Origin of the sequence: Variovorax gracilis, assembly GCF_030317115.1 — a bacterium.
Lineage (GTDB): Bacteria > Pseudomonadota > Gammaproteobacteria > Burkholderiales > Burkholderiaceae_C > Variovorax > Variovorax gracilis.
Genome location: NZ_JASZYF010000018.1, coordinates 90,953 through 107,971 on the forward strand (window position 1 = coordinate 90,953; position 17,019 = coordinate 107,971).

General features: G+C 63.6%; 15 protein-coding genes and 1 pseudogene. 5 read left to right on the top strand and 11 right to left on the bottom strand.

Annotation, left to right across the window (positions count from 1 at the left end; translation table 11 throughout):
* Nucleotides 1–2: 2 nt before the first annotated feature.
* From phaC to QTH97_RS25990, 8 genes are all read right to left on the bottom strand, one after another.
* Nucleotides 3–1,109: a class III poly(R)-hydroxyalkanoic acid synthase subunit PhaC gene (phaC, locus tag QTH97_RS25955; protein ID WP_286571387.1), complete on the bottom strand. Its 1,107-nt coding sequence runs from the start codon at nucleotides 1,107–1,109 to the stop codon at nucleotides 3–5.
* On the bottom strand, nucleotides 1,106–1,960 hold the full coding sequence (locus tag QTH97_RS25960; RefSeq protein WP_286571388.1) for a poly(R)-hydroxyalkanoic acid synthase subunit PhaE: 855 nt from the start codon (nucleotides 1,958–1,960) through the stop codon (nucleotides 1,106–1,108). The genes phaC and QTH97_RS25960 overlap by 4 nt, the downstream gene beginning before the upstream one ends.
* Nucleotides 1,961–3,085, bottom strand: coding sequence for a zinc-dependent alcohol dehydrogenase family protein (locus QTH97_RS25965; protein ID WP_286571389.1), 1,125 nt, complete (start codon nucleotides 3,083–3,085; stop codon nucleotides 1,961–1,963). It abuts the gene before it with no gap.
* Nucleotides 3,082–4,749: an acetolactate synthase large subunit gene (locus QTH97_RS25970; RefSeq protein WP_286571390.1), complete on the bottom strand. Its 1,668-nt coding sequence runs from the start codon at nucleotides 4,747–4,749 to the stop codon at nucleotides 3,082–3,084. The genes QTH97_RS25965 and QTH97_RS25970 overlap by 4 nt, the downstream gene beginning before the upstream one ends.
* A gap of 72 nt (nucleotides 4,750–4,821) precedes the next feature.
* Nucleotides 4,822–5,913: an amidohydrolase family protein gene (locus QTH97_RS25975; protein WP_286571391.1), complete on the bottom strand. Its 1,092-nt coding sequence runs from the start codon at nucleotides 5,911–5,913 to the stop codon at nucleotides 4,822–4,824.
* Between the two features lie 32 nt (nucleotides 5,914–5,945).
* Nucleotides 5,946–7,265: an MFS transporter gene (locus QTH97_RS25980; RefSeq protein ID WP_286571392.1), complete on the bottom strand. Its 1,320-nt coding sequence runs from the start codon at nucleotides 7,263–7,265 to the stop codon at nucleotides 5,946–5,948.
* 45 nt (nucleotides 7,266–7,310) lie between these two features.
* A complete protein-coding gene (locus QTH97_RS25985) occupies nucleotides 7,311–8,252 on the bottom strand; it encodes an NAD(P)-dependent oxidoreductase (RefSeq protein WP_286571393.1) in 942 nt (313 codons plus the stop codon).
* Nucleotides 8,249–8,947 carry an RraA family protein gene (locus tag QTH97_RS25990; RefSeq protein ID WP_286571394.1) on the bottom strand — a complete coding sequence of 233 codons (699 nt, stop codon included), beginning with the start codon at nucleotides 8,945–8,947 and terminating at the stop codon, nucleotides 8,249–8,251. Before QTH97_RS25990 ends, QTH97_RS25985 begins: the two co-directional genes overlap by 4 nt.
* Before the next feature lie 304 nt (nucleotides 8,948–9,251).
* Between QTH97_RS25990 and QTH97_RS25995 the strand changes: the two genes are divergently transcribed.
* Nucleotides 9,252–10,145: a LysR substrate-binding domain-containing protein gene (locus tag QTH97_RS25995; RefSeq protein WP_286571395.1), complete on the top strand. Its 894-nt coding sequence runs from the start codon at nucleotides 9,252–9,254 to the stop codon at nucleotides 10,143–10,145.
* Between the two features lie 110 nt (nucleotides 10,146–10,255).
* Here the strand turns inward: QTH97_RS25995 and QTH97_RS26000 are convergent, their stop codons facing one another.
* Together QTH97_RS26000 and QTH97_RS26005 are read right to left on the bottom strand one after the other, a co-directional pair.
* Complete coding sequence (locus tag QTH97_RS26000; protein WP_286571396.1) at nucleotides 10,256–10,858, bottom strand: lipid-binding SYLF domain-containing protein; 603 nt, start codon at nucleotides 10,856–10,858, stop codon at nucleotides 10,256–10,258.
* A 185-nt stretch (nucleotides 10,859–11,043) separates the two neighbouring features.
* Entirely contained in the window at nucleotides 11,044–12,489 is a 1,446-nt protein-coding gene (locus QTH97_RS26005; protein WP_286571397.1) for an anion permease, read from the bottom strand.
* A gap of 89 nt (nucleotides 12,490–12,578) precedes the next feature.
* Here QTH97_RS26005 and QTH97_RS26010 point away from each other — a divergent pair, with 89 nt between their 5' ends.
* The 4 genes from QTH97_RS26010 to QTH97_RS26025 are packed head-to-tail and all read left to right on the top strand — an operon-like array spanning nucleotide 12,579 to nucleotide 16,295.
* Complete coding sequence (locus QTH97_RS26010; protein WP_286571398.1) at nucleotides 12,579–13,217, top strand: 4Fe-4S dicluster domain-containing protein; 639 nt, start codon at nucleotides 12,579–12,581, stop codon at nucleotides 13,215–13,217.
* Between the two features lie 18 nt (nucleotides 13,218–13,235).
* Nucleotides 13,236–14,885, top strand: a complete 1,650-nt coding sequence (locus QTH97_RS26015) for an FAD-binding protein (protein ID WP_286571399.1) — start codon at nucleotides 13,236–13,238, stop codon at nucleotides 14,883–14,885.
* Nucleotides 14,886–14,905: 20 nt separating this feature from the next.
* Nucleotides 14,906–16,150 (top strand): complex I 51 kDa subunit family protein, encoded by a 1,245-nt coding sequence (locus QTH97_RS26020; protein ID WP_286571400.1) that lies wholly within the window; start codon nucleotides 14,906–14,908, stop codon nucleotides 16,148–16,150.
* A 19-nt stretch (nucleotides 16,151–16,169) separates the two neighbouring features.
* The gene (locus QTH97_RS26025) at nucleotides 16,170–16,295 is read left to right on the top strand and encodes a hypothetical protein (RefSeq protein ID WP_286571401.1); all 126 of its coding nucleotides are present in this window, start codon (nucleotides 16,170–16,172) and stop codon (nucleotides 16,293–16,295) included.
* 31 nt (nucleotides 16,296–16,326) lie between these two features.
* Here QTH97_RS26025 and QTH97_RS26030 read toward each other — a convergent pair.
* Nucleotides 16,327–17,019: pseudogene (locus QTH97_RS26030) on the bottom strand (BamA/TamA family outer membrane protein); the annotation flags it as partial.

Genomic DNA, 17,019 nt, shown 5'->3' on the forward strand with positions numbered 1-17,019 from the left:
GGCTACCGATCGCGCTTCTTCAGCCAATCGAAGATGCCCTTGCCCAGCACCCCTTGCGACTTGCCGCTGACGAATACGCCGACATGGCCACCGTCGAGGCCGATCTCGGAATAGTCCTTGGTGCCGACAGCCTGGCGAAGCGCCTGCGTCGTCTTCGGCGGGATGATGTGATCGTCCTTGGCAAAGACGTTCAGCACTGGCACTCGTATCTCGGCCAGGTCGATCTTGCGACCGCCGAGTGCGAACTCACCGCGTATCAACTCGTTGTTCTTGTAGAGATTGACAAGCAGCTGCTTGGCCGCCTCGCCCGGATGGTGCGGCCGGTCCGCCAGCCACTTCTCCATGCGCAGGAAGTTCAGAAGCTTCTTCTCATCGTCGAACGTGTCGAGCAGGCCGAGGTTGTACTTGGACAAGGTGGCGCCCGGCGTCATCTGGGCAAACACGTAGCTCATCAGCTCTCCAGGGAGGTTGCCATTGGCTTCGATCAGATGATCGATGTCATCGGCGCTCATGCCGCGCGTCCAGAGGTTCAGCAGCCCATGGTTGGCCCTGCCCTCGGCCTGGTCCTGATGGAAGTCGACCGGCGTGATCGTCAGGATCAGGTTCTTCACGCGCTCCGGATAGAGCGCCGCATAGCAAAGCGAGAAGAGCCCGCCTTCGCAGATTCCCAGCAGGTTGATCGCCGGGATGTCGTGTTGACGGCAGATGAACTCGACGCAGTCGTTCAGATAGACATCGACATAGTCTTCGAAAGTCAGCCATCGATCGCTGCGACTCGGACTGCCCCAATCCACCGCATAGACATCCACGCCGAGCGCCAGGAGGTTTCGCAGCATCGAGCGATCCTCCTGCAGATCCGTCATCGTGTAGCGGCCGATCTGTCCATACGCCACCAGGACAGGGACGCCGATGGAGGGCTTGGCACTCGACTTGTAGCGATAGAGCGTCGTCTTGTCCTCCCGAAAGACCACCTCCTTGTCGGCGGTGGCGATCTGCACGTCCTCGTCCTTGATGCGCTTGAGTAGCTTCTGGCCACGTGCCATCCTCAGGTTGAATTCACTGAATTCCGAGAGTGCCCGGGCGGCGGGAGATTTGTCAGTGGTTGTCATCGTGCTGCTCCCGCTTTGGTTGATCGACGGGTCGCAGCGGAGGCGGCCCTCGGTTTGCGCACCGGACCGCGTCCGGTGCCGCCGCCCTCGGTAGGGGCATCTCGGCGCTCCAGCAGACGGACTCTTCGCCTCAGCTCGGTCGTCGTTTTCTGCACTTCGTCCATCTCGCTGCGCGTCGGGATGTGAAACGCAGAACACCACGCCTCGGCGAGTTCGCGTTCCTTGAGGCGGTGGTCCGAGGCCGCTCGAAGCATTCGACTCTGCGCTTCGACAAACTCGTCGGTTCGGCGTGCCTCGATCAACGTCTCGTTGGCGACCTCGAGCCAGCGGTCGGCCAAGCCGCGCCAGGTGGCCGGTGTGTCGCCGCTGGTCAATGGGAGCCTCTTGGCGAACCGAGCAAATGCGGCGTTCCAGGCGCGCTGGACCAAGGCCTGGTAGGCCTGTACCGCCTTGTCGCGCCTGACTGCGCACTGCTGAAGTTCGACGAGGTCACGGTCCAGTTTCCACAGTGTCGCGAACTTCGGCCCGTCGAGAACCCGGCTCAGATCCGAATCAATGCCCGTCGCGCCTGAGCCACTCCAGCGGGCAGGCGTGAACAACGCGCGCAGGGCCTCCGGCGTCAAGGACGACGGTTCAGTGCCCTCCTTCAGCAGGTCCGTCCACTGCTCGAGGGACTCCCTCCAGGTCTCGTTCAGGCCCGCGAAGTGTTGTTCGATCGACGGTCGCGCGTCAGAGGCCCGCCCAAACGCGAGCGACGGCGTTGCCGGAAACATCGCCTTCATGAGCGGTTGCATCGTCTTGGCCCACGCGTCGACGCCTGAGGCGGGTATGGCTGCAGTTTGGTCAGACATTCAGAACTCCACTACTTGTCGGATCGCCTTGCCTTCGTGCAGCAGGTCGAAACCATGATTGATCTGGTCGAGCTTCAACCGACCGGTGAGCAATTTGTCCACCGGCAGACGGCCTTGCTTGAAGAGCTCGATGTAATGCGGGATGTCGCGTGAGGGGACACAGGTACCGATGTAGCTGCCTTTGAGCGTGCGCTCTTCGGCCACGAGGCTGACCGCAGGCAACGGGAACAATGCGGCCGTCGGCGGCAATCCAGCAGTGACGGTCATGCCCCCGCGGCGGGTGATTCGATAGGCCAGGTCCAGCGCCCGAACCGACCCAGCGAACTCGAAGGCAAACTCGACGCCCCCGGAACTCAGCGACCGAATCTGCTCGAGCGCATCGTCTTGCCCGGCGTTGACCGTGTGGGTCGCGCCGAGCACTCGCGCTTGCTCCAACTTCTCATCCGACAGATCAATCGCAATGATCTGGCGCGCACCGGCTGCCTGTGCCCCGATCAGAGCGGCCAATCCGACACCTCCAAGGCCGATCACCGCAACCGAGGCGCCCATCTTGACCTGAGCCGTGTTGACAACCGCCCCCACGCCGGTGAGGACCGCACACCCGAACAACGCCGCCTCATGCAGGGGCACGCTCGGGTCGATCTTGACGACGGAGCGTCGCGACATCGTCGCGTATTCCGCGAAGACCGAGCAACCCAGGTGGTGGTTCAGCGGCTCCGAACCGCGACTCAATCGCCTGGCACCGGAGAGCAGTGTGCCGGCGCCATTTGCCGCGGCTCCCGGTTCGCACAGCGCCGGACGTCCTTCGGCACAGGGCGCACAGTGCCCACAACTCGGCACGAAGACAACCACGACATGGTCGCCGACCTGCAGGTCGGTGACTCCGGATCCCACTTCCGCGACGACGCCGGCAGCTTCATGCCCCAGGGCCATCGGCATCGGCCTCGGACGATCCCCGTTGATGACGGACAGGTCGGAATGGCACAAGCCCGCCGCGGCGATCTTGACCAGGACTTCATCGGCACCCGGCGGCGCGAGGTCCACTTCCTCGATGCGCAATGGCCGGGAGACCGCATAGGGCGGCTTCGCATCCATTGCGTAGAGAACGGCGGCCCGGGTCTTCACAGTGCCACCTCTGGAACCCGGTTCCTGAGTTCGTCGACGAGTACTCGGCTGTTTTCCGAGTAGTCCACAGGCACGGTGACCAGCTGGACGCCCCCCTCGCTGAACGCGGCTTCCAGAGTCGACACCAACGCTTCGGCCGATTCCACGCGCCGCCCCTTGGCACCGTAGGCCTCGGCGTACTTGACGAAATCCGGGTTGCCGAAGGTCAGGCCCCAATCGGTGAAGCTGTCGACCGCCTGCTTCCAGCGGATCATCCCGTAGGCGTCGTCCTGGATGATGAGCACCACCAGGTTCAGCTTCAGTCGCACGGCCGTCTCGAGTTCCTGCGAATTCAACATGAAGCCGCCATCGCCGCACACCGCCATCACGCGCCGCTTCGGGTACAGCAGCGCGGCCATCATGGCCGACGGCAGGCCCGCACCCATCGTGGCCAGCGCGTTGTCGAGCAGCAGCGCGTTGGCACTGCGCGTGCGATAGCAGCGAGCGAACCAGATCTTGTACATGCCGTTGTCCAGCGCGACCACGCCATCGGCCGGCATCACTTCGCGCACGTCGTGGACGATGCGCTGCGGCGTGAGCGGAAAACGCGATTCAGTGGCACGGTTCATCGTTCGCCTCAGAATGCTCTCCCGCAAAGGAACCAGAGCGGCTGCGTTCGGCAGCTTGCCCTCGACCTTGTCTGCCAGGCGTGCAAGGCTCGAGCCGAGATCGCCAACCACTTCCGCATGCGGAAAGAACACTTGCTCCACGATGGCCGGGGTGTAGCCAACATGGACCACCTTCGGCCCCTTGGCGCCCATGATGAACGGCGGCTTTTCGACCGTGTCATGACCGATGGCGAGGATCAGATCCGCCTTGTCGATCGCCTCGTGAACATAGTCGCGCTCGGTCAATGCTGCGGTGCCCATCCAAAGCTCGGTGCCCCCGTCAGCGCTGCCAATCCCTGCGACGGTGCCCTTGCCCATCTGCGTGTTGAAGAACGGGATGCCGGTCCGGCGCACAAAATCGGTCAACTGGCCAGCGAGTCGTGGGCGATTGGTCGCGGCACCGAACATCACAAGGGGCCGCTTGGCGGCCATGAACAGCGCGGCTGCGCGGTCGATCGACGTCTCCTGCGCGGCCGCAAGCTCCACAGGATGCACTTCAACCACCCCAATGTCGTCCGCCACCATTTCTGCAGCCACGTCTTCGGGCAACTCGAGATGAACGGGACCCGGGCGCTCCTCCCCGGCAAGCCGGAACGCTTCACGCACCACCGTCGGAATGCTGGCCGCGCTCACGATCTGTCGCGATGCCTTGGTCAATGGCTTCATGGTCGCGACGATGTCGACGATCTGGAAGCGCGCCTGGCGCGCCGTCATGATGGCCTTCTGGCCCGTGATGAGGATCATGGGCATGGCGCCAAGATGAGCGTAGGCCGCGCCCGTCACGAGGTTGAGCGCGCCGGGGCCGAGCGTCGCCATGCACACGCCGGGCTTGCCCGTGAGGCGGCCGTGCGTTGCGGCCATGAAAGCCGCTGATTGCTCATGCCGCGTCAGGATGAGCTGAATGCTCGAGCCGCGCAGCGATTCGACGACGTCGAGGTTTTCCTCGCCGGGCACCGCAAAGATGCGGTCCACGCCCTCGTTCTCCAGGGCTTTGACAAAGAGGTCAGATGCTTTCATGGGAATTCCTTAAGTTGATGATTCGGGTGGGCAGGCCTGGAAGCGATTGCCTCGCGCGGTGCCGCGCAGCGCCTATTGCGCCCAGTAAAGCCGGGTGGGGTTTTCGACCAGGATCTGTCGTCGTCGATTGGGATCAGGCGCCCATATGGCAAGTCGATCCAGCATCGCTGCATCGTCCGGCCTGGGATCCGTCGTCACCAGCGGGTGGGGCCAGTCGGAACCCCACAGCATTCGTTCGGGCGCGGCCTGCACGAGCGCCGTCGCGACCGGATCGACGTCCGCATAGGTCGGGGCACCGACCTTCGAACTGATGTACGGCGCCGACAGCTTCACGTAGACATTGCCCTTGTCGAGCAGTCGGCGTAGTACCTTCATCGACGGGCGATCGATTCCGCCGGGCTGCGCCACATAGCCGAAATGGTCAATCACCAGTGTGCATTGCAGCGTGCTGAATGCGGGCTCCGCCGCGACCAGGGCCTCATCGCTGACCGCAACGACCTGGATGTGCCACCCGAGGCGGCCGATCCGGTCGGCATAGGCAGCGAAGCGGGTCGGCGGGGTCGGTACGTCGCCGATCAGGTACAGGCGAATGCCTCGAACGCCGTGACCGTGCAACCGGTCGAGTTCGGCGTCGCTGTCCTCGAGTCTGACCGCCGCAACACCTCGGCACCTGCCCCCGAAGGCATCGAGCGCATCCACGAGGCACCTGTTGTCGAAGCCATAGCTCGAAGGCGAAGCAATCACCGAGCGAGACAAGCCAAGGCGCCGTTGAAGTTGGCGGTAGTCATCCACCGTCCCCCAGATGCCGGTGCGCCCGTTCGGCCTCGGAAAGCGCGGATCGAAGATGTGATGATGGCAATCGGTCGCGCCGATCGGGACGGGTATCGCCGGCGCTTCGCTCCCGTGCGAGTAGGGTACGGCGAGCCGCTCTCCTCGCACCACGGGCGCCGGCGCGGCGGCACACCCGCCCAAGCCCAGTGCGAGACCGGACAGGCCTGCGACGGACTTCACGAAAGTGCGGCGACTGTGGGTCGAATCAACCACCGGCATCCCGGCGCGATTGGCGTCAGCCCAGGATGAACGCTCCCCGATACGCCGGAAGTGGGCGGGCGTGCTGGTGAATGTCTCGAGGTCGCGAACGAACGGAGCTTGAAGAAGGTTCATATGAGTCTCCGGCGGCACGTCCATGGGCGCGGTCAGGCTGCACTCGCCGCGGAGGGCGACATCGAACTCGGCTGTCGCGTCATCCACAGCACGCTGAAGGCTCCGACGAAGGTCAGGAGGACCAGAGGCATGAGCGCGAGCGAGAAGCTCCCCGTCGATTCCTTGATCAGGCCCACAAGCGAGATGGCACCCCCACCGACCAGATTGGCAATCGCGTTGATACCGGCCAGCCCGGCCGCCGCTGCCCGTGGTGACATCCAGGTCGACGACAGAGCCCAGAACGGCCCCTTGAACGAGTAGGCACCGATCAGCGCGGAGCTCAGCAGCATCACGGTGGGCGCGAGCATCCCCTTTGTCAGCGTCAATGCTCCGAGACCACAGGCAATCAGCAGGAGAGCCAGGGCGGTATGCCAGCGACGTTCGCCGGTGCGATCTGAATGCCGGCCCCAGAGAACCATCAGCACCGAGGCAATTCCATACGGCACGGAGTTCAAGAAGCCGGTCTCAAGATTGCTCAAGCCGAATCCCTTCAGGATCTGCGGCTGCCAGATCGACAGCGCTGTACCAGTCGCCGAGGCGCCCGAGCACACCAGCGCCATCACAAGGAAATGCTTGTTGCGAAACAGCTGCCAGATCGACAGGTGGCCAATCGCGGTCTTTTTGCCGCCGTCCGCTTCGATGCGGCCTGCCAGCCAGGTGCGTTGCTCGGCAGAGAGCCACTTCGCGTCGGCAGGCCTGTCAGTGAGGACGCGAAGGCATGCCACACCCAGCAGGACGGTGGGGGCCGCTTCCAACACGAAGAGCCATTGCCAACCCTTGAGCCCCAGCAAGCCGTTGAGTTCCAGCAAGAGCGCCGAGACCGGCGAGCCGATGAAACTTGCGACCGGGATCGACACCATGAAGATGGCAATGATTCGTGCACGGTACGCGGCCGGGAACCAGTATGTGAGAAACAGCACCACCCCCGGGAAGAAGCCGGCCTCTGCTGCGCCTAGCAGCAGCCGCATCACGTAGAACGAATACGGTCCCACGACGAAGGCCATCCCTGCTGAGATGATTCCCCACGTGATCATGATGCGAGCGATCCACCGACGCGCTCCGAATTTCTCCAACGCCAGATTGCTCGGCACTTCGACAAGGAAGTAAGCGACGAAGAACAGGCTGCTACCCAACCCGAAGACCGCGGCCGAAAGGCCGAGGTCATGATTCATTTGCAATGCGGCGAAACCGACGTTCACGCGGTCCAGCAGCGCGAAGAAATAGCAGAGCATCAGGAAGGGCACGAGGCGAAGCGTGACGCGCCGCATCGTTGCCTTTTCCAGTGCCGCCTCTGAAGTGCGATCGACATGCATGTCTTGTCTCATTTTTTTCTTTCGACAGGGATGAGCGCTCTGGCTTTACGCGGCGACGGATTGACGCGCGATGACCTCCAGCGCGTTCTTGGCAGCGGCGACGCCCATGTTCACGTAGGCATCGCTCGTCACGCCCCCGATGTGCGGGCTCAGAATCAGATTGGCGGCGCCCTGGAAAGGATGGCCTGCGGTCATCGGTTCGATCTGGAAGCTGTCCAGTCCTGCGCTGGCAACCTGACCGGTTTGCAAGGCGGCCAGCAGATCCGTCTCGTTGATCAGTCCACCTCGCGCGGTATTGACGACCACGACCCCCGGCCTGCATGCAGCCAGCGTCTGTGCGTTGATCAGGTTACGGTTCTCTTCGGTCAACGGACAGTGCAACGAGATCACATCGGCCTCGCGCCAGATCGTTGCAAGGTCCACGGGCTGGATGTAATCCGGCAGGTCCTTCGCGTACGGGTCGAAGCCCACGACGCGCATGCCCATCGCGTCGACCATCCTGGCAAATCGTTGTCCGATGGCACCGAGACCAACCAAGCCGATCGTGCGCCCGCCAAGCTCGAGGCTCTTGTGCGTCGCCTTGTCCCAGTGTCCGCCATGCATCCGTGTATTCAGCGCCGGGATCGACTTGGCGCATGCGAGGAGCAATGCAAGAGCTTGTTCCGCGACGGCCGCTGCGTTTGCACCTGCAGCTGCGACCACTTCAATGCCACGGGCACGCGCTGCTACCTTGTCGATGGTGTCGGTGCCGCTGCCATGCTTGGAAATGACCTTCAATGAAGGCGCCGCTGCCATGGCCTTGTCGCCTACCTTGCTGTAGCGAACGATGATGGCCACCGGGTTGTACTTGGCACACAGCGCCACGATGTCATCTTCGGTCGGTGTCTTGCCGGCGAAGATGACCTCGTAGTCACCCAGCAGGCTCAGGGCTTGCTCTGCAAGGTCAGCTCCGGTGACAAGCACCACGGATCTTGTGGTCGTGCTCACAGAGTTTCTCCTTGCTTCAGGACGCCGGCAGTGCGCAGGGCGCCGTCGAGCCAGCTCGGGCGAAGCGCCTCGCGACTCTTGATGCCCTGGATGCGCTTGGTCTCCATCGCGACCTTTTCGGCGGCCAGAGGCAGCAGCGATGCCGCCTTCTCGCGCTCGATCACGGTCACGCCGTCGCCATCACCCACCAGCAGGTCACCGGGATGGACGGTGACGCCGCCGATCGAGATCGGGTGGTTCAAGCGCCCTGGCACCTGCTTGGTGGGACCATTCGGATTGGTACCGACCGAATACATCGGAAAGCCCATCTTGCAAATCTCTTCGCTGTCGCGGCATGCGCCGTCCATCACGACGGCGACGATGCCGAGGGCAACGCACTGGTGCGACATGATTTCGCCCATCAGAGCGGACGTCTGGTCGCCCTTGCCATCGATCACCAGCACGTCGCCCGGCTTGGCGATCGCCATCGCGGCGTGAATCATCAGGTTGTCGCCCGGACGGACCTCGACGGTGATTGCCGTCCCGGCGAAGCGCATCGACTTCGACAAAGGGGCGATGCGCCCGTGCAGGGCGCCGCGGCGCCCCGCCACGTCGGCCAGGATGGAAGAGGCGAAGGCCGACGCCTTGTCGACGACGTCGGCGGGAGTGCGTTCGATGTCGCGAATAACGTCGGGCAATGCAGCGGCTTGACTCATGAAAGTCTCCTTCAAGGTTGCCGGCTACGCCGGCGGGGGGGTGGGGGAAAGGGAGAGACGCTAGCGGGCGACTCGGACGGCGCCAGCCATGTCGTTCAGCTCGTCGAGATGTGACGCGCGAAACGAACAGTGTTCCGGGAATGGGTTCTGCTTCAAGGTTGTCTCCTGGTCAGCGGTTGTCCACTCGTGATGCCGCCTCTGTTCGGAGTGTCGGCAACCTGTGGTTCTTGGCCTTGAGTATTGACGCTGCCAGGCCTACAGTCCAATTGATTGTTTTTGAAATTACATAGATTGGGCTTTTGCAATGGACCTTCGAGACCTGCGCTATTTCGAAGTCATCGCCGAACTCGAGCACGTGGGCCAGGCCGCCGAGCGCCTGCACCGCACACAACCGGCCTTGACAAGCTCCGTTCGTCGACTGGAGGAGGTGTGCGGAGCGCCTCTCTTTGAGCGCTCCGGCCGCGGTATCAAGCTCACAGCCGCCGGGCAGGTGATGCTGAAATGGGCTCGGCGCACGCGCCTTGATGTGGAAGAGGCGCGACGGGAGATCGGCGACATCGGGAGCGGGCTCTCAGGGACCGTGCGCATCGGGATCATTCCAACGGCGGCGCAGTTTCTCCTGCCGCCCGCGGTGCGCCAACTCATAGCGGAAGCGCCCAAAGTCCAGCTCCATACCGTCGTCGGCCTGAGCGACGTGCTCCAGCCCAAGCTGCGCTCGGGTGAGCTCGACATGACGATCGAAACCGAGAGTGCGGGCGAGCCCGGAATCACGTCGCAATTCCTCGCAGAAGATCCCATCGTCGTAGCAGCCAGTGCAACGCACGAAGTCTTTCTGAGTTCGCCTGTCTTGAAGGACTTGTGCGCCTACCGCTGGGTTCTGCAACCGCCCGGCGCGCCGACGCGCGACTGGCTTGATCAGACCTTCGAGCGTCGGCGCTTGCCGCGTCCACAGGTTCAGATAGAAAGTTCCATGCTTCTGATGCTGCCGGCGTTGATTGCAGAGACCGGACTGTTGAGTTTCATCTCACGGCACCACTTGCAGGCCGGTCAACTTGGCTCAGGTTTAAAGGAGGTCAACGTCAAAGGCACGACGATGCGGCGCCGCATGGTCGTGACATATCGCGAGAGCAGCTATCTCTCGCCGGCGAGCAATCGACTGATTGCGCTGCTCGCCGCTGCAGCAACGAGAAACGCCTGAAAAAGTTGCGTAGCCGCGCGGGGCCTCGCTGCCGCGGCGCCGTAGTCCATCCGATAGGAGTACACATGCGAGAGCCCATCCTGCGGCAGCCGACTTCACTCGCAAGGCCTCTAGGGCTGATTCAGCTGGGCGTAGGGCACAAACGCGGCGCCACCCCAGTTGGCCTGCAGCAGGACGCCCTTGTCGGTGAACTGGTAGGTAGACACGTAGGGATTGAAGGACATGGACATGTCCGCCGATGATCCCGCGGTGCCCAGCTTCATGGTTGCGTCGGCCGACGCAGCGACGTCAGCGCCGAGCCTGCGAAACTGGTCGAACACTTCCTTGTTCTTGAAAATCATCACCTGGCGGAAATCCTTGTACCCGATGCCCGGCCCGGTACCGGCGCGCGTTGCAAGCATGAAGGTGTTTGCCTGCGTTGCGTTGTCGACCAGCACCCCTGTGCCGCGCGCCCCGACGAAGAGCAGGACGTTGATCTGCGAGGAATCGAACACCGCATAGCCGACCGCCTTCTTCACTTCATCGCGAGTCTCGGGCTTTTGCAGAAAGAGCTCGTCGAGCGTCTTGTCGCGCATGGCGAGAATCTCTGCCTTCACTCTTGGTACATCGGCGGGCGGCAGGGTGGGCTGCACGGAGCTATCGCCATTCGTGGATCCCGCGGCACAGGCCGACAGCAGGATGGGCAGCGACACCATCCAGTAGCGATGTTTCATGTTGAATTCCTGAAGAGTGGGCGAGGGGGTGCCGCAGTCACCGACGAGTTCGTGTCATTGTGCGCCGACCGACAGGTCCGGAGACCACGCGGCCGGGGCTCCCAGGAGGCCGAGCCCACGAGTGCCTCGCTGCGTAGTTCCGTCGCTGGCTGATTCGAGTTTGGATAGAGGAACGCAGCCAGCAACTAGAGCACGCGGGGCAAAACGTCGATCGCCAAGAACAGGACGATAAAAATCACGCCGAAAATCGCCCCGAGCCTCCAGTAGTCGCCAACTGGAAGGTAGCCACTGCCGTAGTACACCGGGCTGGGTCCGGTGCCATAGGGTGTGAGGATCCCCATGATGCCCAAAGTGACGACCAGCATCAGCGTGAAAGGCTCCATGGGCATGCCGGGAACACTCGAACCCACGGCCAGCATGACGGGAAGCATGGCCGTGGTGTGGGCGGTGACGCTGGCGAACAGATAGTGCGAGAAAAAGAAGATCAGCACCAGGATGACGGCTGCGACAGTGGGTGAGAACCCGACCATGTGGACCGCGATCGCGTCGGCAAACCACTTGACGAAGCCCGTCCGGCCGAGGCCGTCCGCCAGGGCGACCAGAGTGGCAAACCAGGCAAAGGTGTTCCATGCCTGCTTGTTTGCCAGCATGTCTTCCCAAGTGATCACTCGCGCGAGCAGCATCAGCGAGATCACGACCAGCGCGGCTGTGGTCGCGTTCATGATCTCGCCGCCGAAGATCCACAAGGCAAGGGCCACCAGAACGAGGACGCCCAGGATGATTTCGCGCGAAGAGAGCCGCCCCATCTTGACCAGTTCCTGCGCCGCCCATGCCGGGACTTCCTTTCCCTCCTTCACTTCAGGCGGGTACAGGAAGTAGGTGAGCAAGGGCACGGCCAGCAACATCAGAATGCCCGCCGGCGCAAAGGCCAGAAACCACCGCATCCACCCGATCTCCACGTTGACCGCCTTCTTTGCCAGCTCGACCGCGAGCAGGTTGGGCGCCAATGCGGTGAGAAACATCGAGCTCGTCACGCAAGTGGTGGCGATCGCGGTCCACATGAGGTAAGAGCCGATGCGTCGCGCGGAGGGGTCGTTCGGCATGGAGTCGTAGAGCGGCGGCAGATTCCGGATGACAGGGAAGATGGTGCCGCCACTGCGCGCGGTGTTCGATGGCGTGAAGGGCGCAAGAAGGGTGTCCGCCGCTGCAATCGCATAGCCCAGCGTGAGCGTCCTGCGGCCCATGGCTCGCACCAGCAGCAATGCGATGCGCTTCCCGAGGCCGGTCTTTTCGTAGCCCAGGGCAAACATGAATGCGCCGAAGATCAGCCACACGGTCCCATTGGCGAAGCCGGACAATGCCCAGGCCAGCGAGGCATTGGCCGCGTTGAAGCCCGGCCGGGCCAACTCTGCCGGGCTGAAGAATACCCATTCGGACAGGACGGTGACAAGCGTGACCGCAATGAGGCCGATTGCCGCTCCAGGCAGCGGCTCCAGCATGAGCCCGACGATCACGCCAGCGAAGATCGCAAAGTAGAACCACGCATGCTGCCCCAAGCCGTCCGGCGCGGGAATCATCGCGATAGCGATCGCCACGGCCACGGGCGCAAGAGCCTTCCACCAAGTGCTCACGGAACCTCCTCGCTGTGCTATCGTTTCTTTCATCCGCCATGGGAGGGATCGCCGCCGCGCCCACCTGGCCGATGAGAAGGACCGACAAGATGGTACGCCTCATCGTTGAAGGCCGGTCCATTGCCGCCCCGGCCACCAGCTCGATCCTGCAGGCCTTTGTGCAGGCCGGGGAGACGCTCGTCGAGGGCGTCGGGTGCATGGGGCAGGGCGTGTGCGGCTCGTGCCGTGTCCTGGTCCGCCGCGCCGGCCAGCCGGACGTGGGGACGGAGCTGGCTTGCGAAACCGTGGTCGAGGAGGGCATGCAGGTGTCGTTCCTCGACTATCTCACGCCATCGACGCACCACGTCTATCGGATCGAGGACATCGCCGACAGCTGGCAGGCGCCGCGCAAGCTGCTCGAGATCTTCCCCGAGGCGCCCCATTGCCGTCACTGCGGCGGCTGCGACCGGGCATGTCCCAAGGGCCTGGACGTGCAGCGTGGCGTGAACCTCGCTGTGGACGGTGAATTGGGAGCGTCCGGCCAGGTCTTCGATGAGTGTGTCATGTGCAATCTCTGCACCTTGGCGTGCCCGGAGCACATCGACCCGAACCACCTCGGCTTGTTCGTCCGGCGCATGATTGCAAGTGTTTCGCTACGGCCTGCCGACGTCATGCGACGCATCGAGCAGATCGAGCGCGGTGAGATGTCGATCGACTTCGGCGCGCCAGGTGCGCGGCGGCCAGGCTGACGCAAAGGTGAGCAGCCCATGGCCGCCTCGATTCCTTACGAAGAAGCCCGCCGGCGCTATCAGCCGGGCGTGGCGCTCGCGCTTCGCAGCGACACCACGACGGTCGAGCAACTGCTCAAGGAATGGCATCCCGACCATGGAGCCAACGCGCGCGTTCCCCTTGCCGTTGGGGTCAACCAAGGTGACCCCTGCCAGCCCGAACTCGCGCGCCAGCTCCACGCCAATTCGCTGATCGACGACATCGACATTGCTGGCGCACAACTGGTGACGACCGACGTGCTGGTGGTCGGGGGCGGCGGCGGCGGGTGCGCTGCGGCGCTGACCGCCGCGAAGCATGGCGCGAAGGTCATCCTCGCGACCAAACTGCGCCTGGGCGACAGCAACACGGTGATGGCCGAGGGCGGCATCCAAGCCGCAGTGGGCGCTGATGACAGCCCGCAGCTTCATTTCGAGGACACCTTGCGCGCCGGTCACTTCTGTGGCGAGCCCGATCTGGTAGCCCAGATGGTGATGGACGGCCCGGATGTCCTGCGTTGGCTCATCCAGCTGGGCATGATGTTTGACCTCGCGGAGGGCCGCCCCATGGGCGGCAAGCTGCTGCGCAAGAAGCCAGGCGGTGCGTCGGCGGCGCGTATTCATTCGTACCGCGACTACACAGGGCTCGAGATGATGCGCGTGTTGCGCGAGGCAGTGGATCTCGATCCCGGCGTTTCGGTATGGAACCGGTGTCCCACGGTGGAACTGATGTCCGATGAGCGCGGACGCTGCGCCGGGGCGGTGATCTACAACCTCGAATGGCGCAGCTTCGTGATGGTGCGGGCGCGGTCGGTGATTCTCGCGACGGGTGGGGCGGGCCGGCTGCACCTCAATGGCTTCCCTACGTCCAACCACTATGGCGCCACCGCCGACGGGCTGGTGCTCGCGTACCGCATCGGGGCAAGGCTGCGTGAGCTCGATTCGTTCCAGTACCACCCGACCGGCATCGCTCATCCACAGCATCTGGCGGGCGGACTGATCTCCGAGGCGGCCCGCTCCGCGGGCGCGAAGCTGATCAACGGCAAAGGTGAGCGCTTCATTAACGAGCTCAAGGCCCGCGACGTGGTGGCCTCCGCGATCCTGCGTGAATGTGGCGAGGGGCGGGGGATCGAGCGTGATGGACAGCTCGGTGTCTTCCTCGACACGCCGACGCTCGAAAAGGAGCACCCCGGCATCCTGGAAGAGCGGCTCGTGACATTGAGGCATCTGGCCGGCAAGTGCGGCCACGATCCGGCGCAGGAGCCTTTTCTCGTCTATCCGACGCTGCACTATCAGAACGGCGGGGTCGCCATCGACAAGCTCGGCGAGACCAGTGTCGGCGGTCTGCACTGCGTGGGCGAGTTGAGCGGGGGCATCCATGGTCGCAACCGCCTGATGGGGAATGCCTTGCTCGACATCCTGAGCATGGGAAGACGCGCCGGCGCGAAGGCGGCCGAATCGGCGGGTCGCGTGATCACAGGCCGAGCCAGCATCGCCCATATCCACGCCTGGCAGCGCGAGCTCACCCTGGCGGGACTGCCCTTGGAATCGAGGTCTCCGCAGCTTTTTCCCGACTACGCGCATTTCGACCTTCGCGCGGACGCAATCATCCGCCAGCAGGCGCGAGGTCACCGCGTGGCCGGCGTACGCTGAGCTGCCGCAGGAAGGACAGGATGCACGCACCGAATCAAGTACTGCTGAGGGATGACATCCTTGTGGGCGCCGATCTGTCTGCATGGATTGCGCGCGGTGGGGGCGAGGGTTTGGCCAAGGCATTGCATGAGCCTGCTCGAGTGATCGCGGAGATCGAGCAGGCTGATCTGAGAGGAATGGGCGGCGCCGGCTTTGCGACCCATCGCAAATGGGCGCCTGTGGCCGCCTCGCCAGATGGCGACAAGTATGTCGTCTGCAACGGAAACGAGGATGAGCCTGGCACCTTCAAGGACCGGTTCCTGCTCGAGCACACGCCGCATCAGGTCATAGAAGGTGCGCTGATCGCAGCTGTCGCCACGCGCGCCAACCACGTGATCATCTACGTGAATCCGCATCAGCCACGCGCGCTGACGGTCACTCGCGAAGCCGTTGGTCAATGGCGCGAACATGCCCATTTCACAGCCATCGAGGAGCTTCTCGGCGGGCCGCTGTCGCTGAAGGTGGTCCCGAGTTCGGGTCTCTATATCGGCGGTGAGGAAACGGCCGTGATCGCCACCGTCGAAGGTGGATTTCCTTTCCCGCGCCGCAAGCCGCCTTTTCCTGCCGAGAACGGCGTGCATGGAGCGCCGACGATCGTCAACAACACCGAAACGCTGGCGCATGTGCCGGGGATCTTGCGGCATGGCGCCTCCTGGTATCGAAGCCTGGGACTCGGCAATGCGTCAGGCACCAAGCTCTATTCCCTCTCGGGTGACGTGCTGCGGCCCGGACTGTATGAATTGGCCATGGGAACCAGCCTTGAAGAACTGGTTTTCGTTCATGGCGCAGGCATGCTGTTGGGCAAGGAGTTCAAGGCGGTCTTCACCGGAGGACCATCCAACACGCTGCTCACCAAGCACGATCTGGATGTGCCGCTGGATTTCGACTCGGTGCGTCAGAGGCGCTCGCGCTTGGGGACTGGCGCAATGATCGTGGTCTCCCAAGGCACGAGCATTGTTCGCAAGGTGGCGGAATACGTGAACTTCTTCGCGCAGGGATCATGCGGCCAGTGCCCGCCTTGCAAGGGTGGCACCTTTCAGCTGGCGCGCGTGCTCAACCGCATCGATACCGGGCGTGGTGTTCAGAGCGATCTGGAGTCGCTGATGAACTTGTGCCGCCTTCTTCCTGGCAGTGGTCGTTGTGGACTGATCGATGGTGCGGTGACGGTGGTGGAAAGTTCTCTGCACCACTTCATTGATGAGTACGAGGCACTGTTGATGGCCTAACCAGCGCATCAGGCGGAACATGGGCCACTTGAAGGAGTTGCAGGTCCTGCCGACGCGCGTGGCGCGCGACGCCCGTTTCGCATGCTGGGTGTGCGCCTGCTCGACCTGGCTGGACGAAGGCTTGATCTCGAAGCCTTTCAGGTAGGCCAGCGCCCACCTCGAAGCGGCGGACCATTTCAAGGCCGGAACCAGCTATTGCCTACCACCAGATACACCGCCGTCGTTCCCGGGCTGTGAGCCACATCGACGCCCACGTCCAGACCGAACTTGCGTGCCAGCTCGTAGCGAAAGCCGAAGCCGCCGCTGCCCACGTTCTGTGTGGCGGAGAAGTTGTCGCCGCTGGTGCGTGTGGTCCCGCCCCCGGCGAAGACGACACCGCTCCAGCGGCCGAAGAATCGCCAGCGCGCTTCCACTTCGAGGGAGGCGGCCTGGTCGCCTTGGTATCGCATCGCGGGGACGCCACGCAGTTGGACGAACGGCCGCAGGAAGAAGGGGGTGCCGTCGGACGACCAGGCATAGCTTCCACGTGCCCCCAGCGTGACGCCGTGCGCCAGTGGCTGCCAGCCCATCACGATCTGCTGGAATCGCTCGAAATCATCGGTCGACCCCAAGGCCTCGCGTGAGGCCAGCCAGGACGTTTCGGCGTAGACGCCGCGGGTTGGCGTGAAGACGTTGTCGCGCGTGTCGTATTCGAGGATGGCGGTCGGTGCGGAGATCGTCACGCGGGCACTGTCGGCGAGACCGGAAGGCTGTGGCTCCTCCCGCAGCTTCGGGTCGACGTCGGCGAAGACGTAGCGCAGGCCGATCGCCCACGGCGACTTCGGTGCGAGTTGCCAGTTGACCTGCGCGACGGTGGCTGCGAACTGCAG

Coding starts and splice junctions, on each gene's coding strand:
- phaC (WP_286571387.1), bottom strand. CDS start 1,109: ATGACAACCACTGACAAATCTCCCGCCGCCCGGGCACTCTCGGAATTC.
- QTH97_RS25960 (WP_286571388.1), bottom strand. CDS start 1,960: ATGTCTGACCAAACTGCAGCCATACCCGCCTCAGGCGTCGACGCGTGG.
- QTH97_RS25970 (WP_286571390.1), bottom strand. CDS start 4,749: ATGAAAGCATCTGACCTCTTTGTCAAAGCCCTGGAGAACGAGGGCGTG.
- QTH97_RS25975 (WP_286571391.1), bottom strand. CDS start 5,913: ATGAACCTTCTTCAAGCTCCGTTCGTTCGCGACCTCGAGACATTCACC.
- QTH97_RS25980 (WP_286571392.1), bottom strand. CDS start 7,265: ATGCATGTCGATCGCACTTCAGAGGCGGCACTGGAAAAGGCAACGATG.
- QTH97_RS25990 (WP_286571394.1), bottom strand. CDS start 8,947: ATGAGTCAAGCCGCTGCATTGCCCGACGTTATTCGCGACATCGAACGC.
- QTH97_RS25995 (WP_286571395.1), top strand. CDS start 9,252: ATGGACCTTCGAGACCTGCGCTATTTCGAAGTCATCGCCGAACTCGAG.
- QTH97_RS26000 (WP_286571396.1), bottom strand. CDS start 10,858: ATGAAACATCGCTACTGGATGGTGTCGCTGCCCATCCTGCTGTCGGCC.
- QTH97_RS26010 (WP_286571398.1), top strand. CDS start 12,579: ATGGTACGCCTCATCGTTGAAGGCCGGTCCATTGCCGCCCCGGCCACC.
- QTH97_RS26015 (WP_286571399.1), top strand. CDS start 13,236: ATGGCCGCCTCGATTCCTTACGAAGAAGCCCGCCGGCGCTATCAGCCG.
- QTH97_RS26020 (WP_286571400.1), top strand. CDS start 14,906: ATGCACGCACCGAATCAAGTACTGCTGAGGGATGACATCCTTGTGGGC.
- QTH97_RS26025 (WP_286571401.1), top strand. CDS start 16,170: ATGGGCCACTTGAAGGAGTTGCAGGTCCTGCCGACGCGCGTGGCGCGC.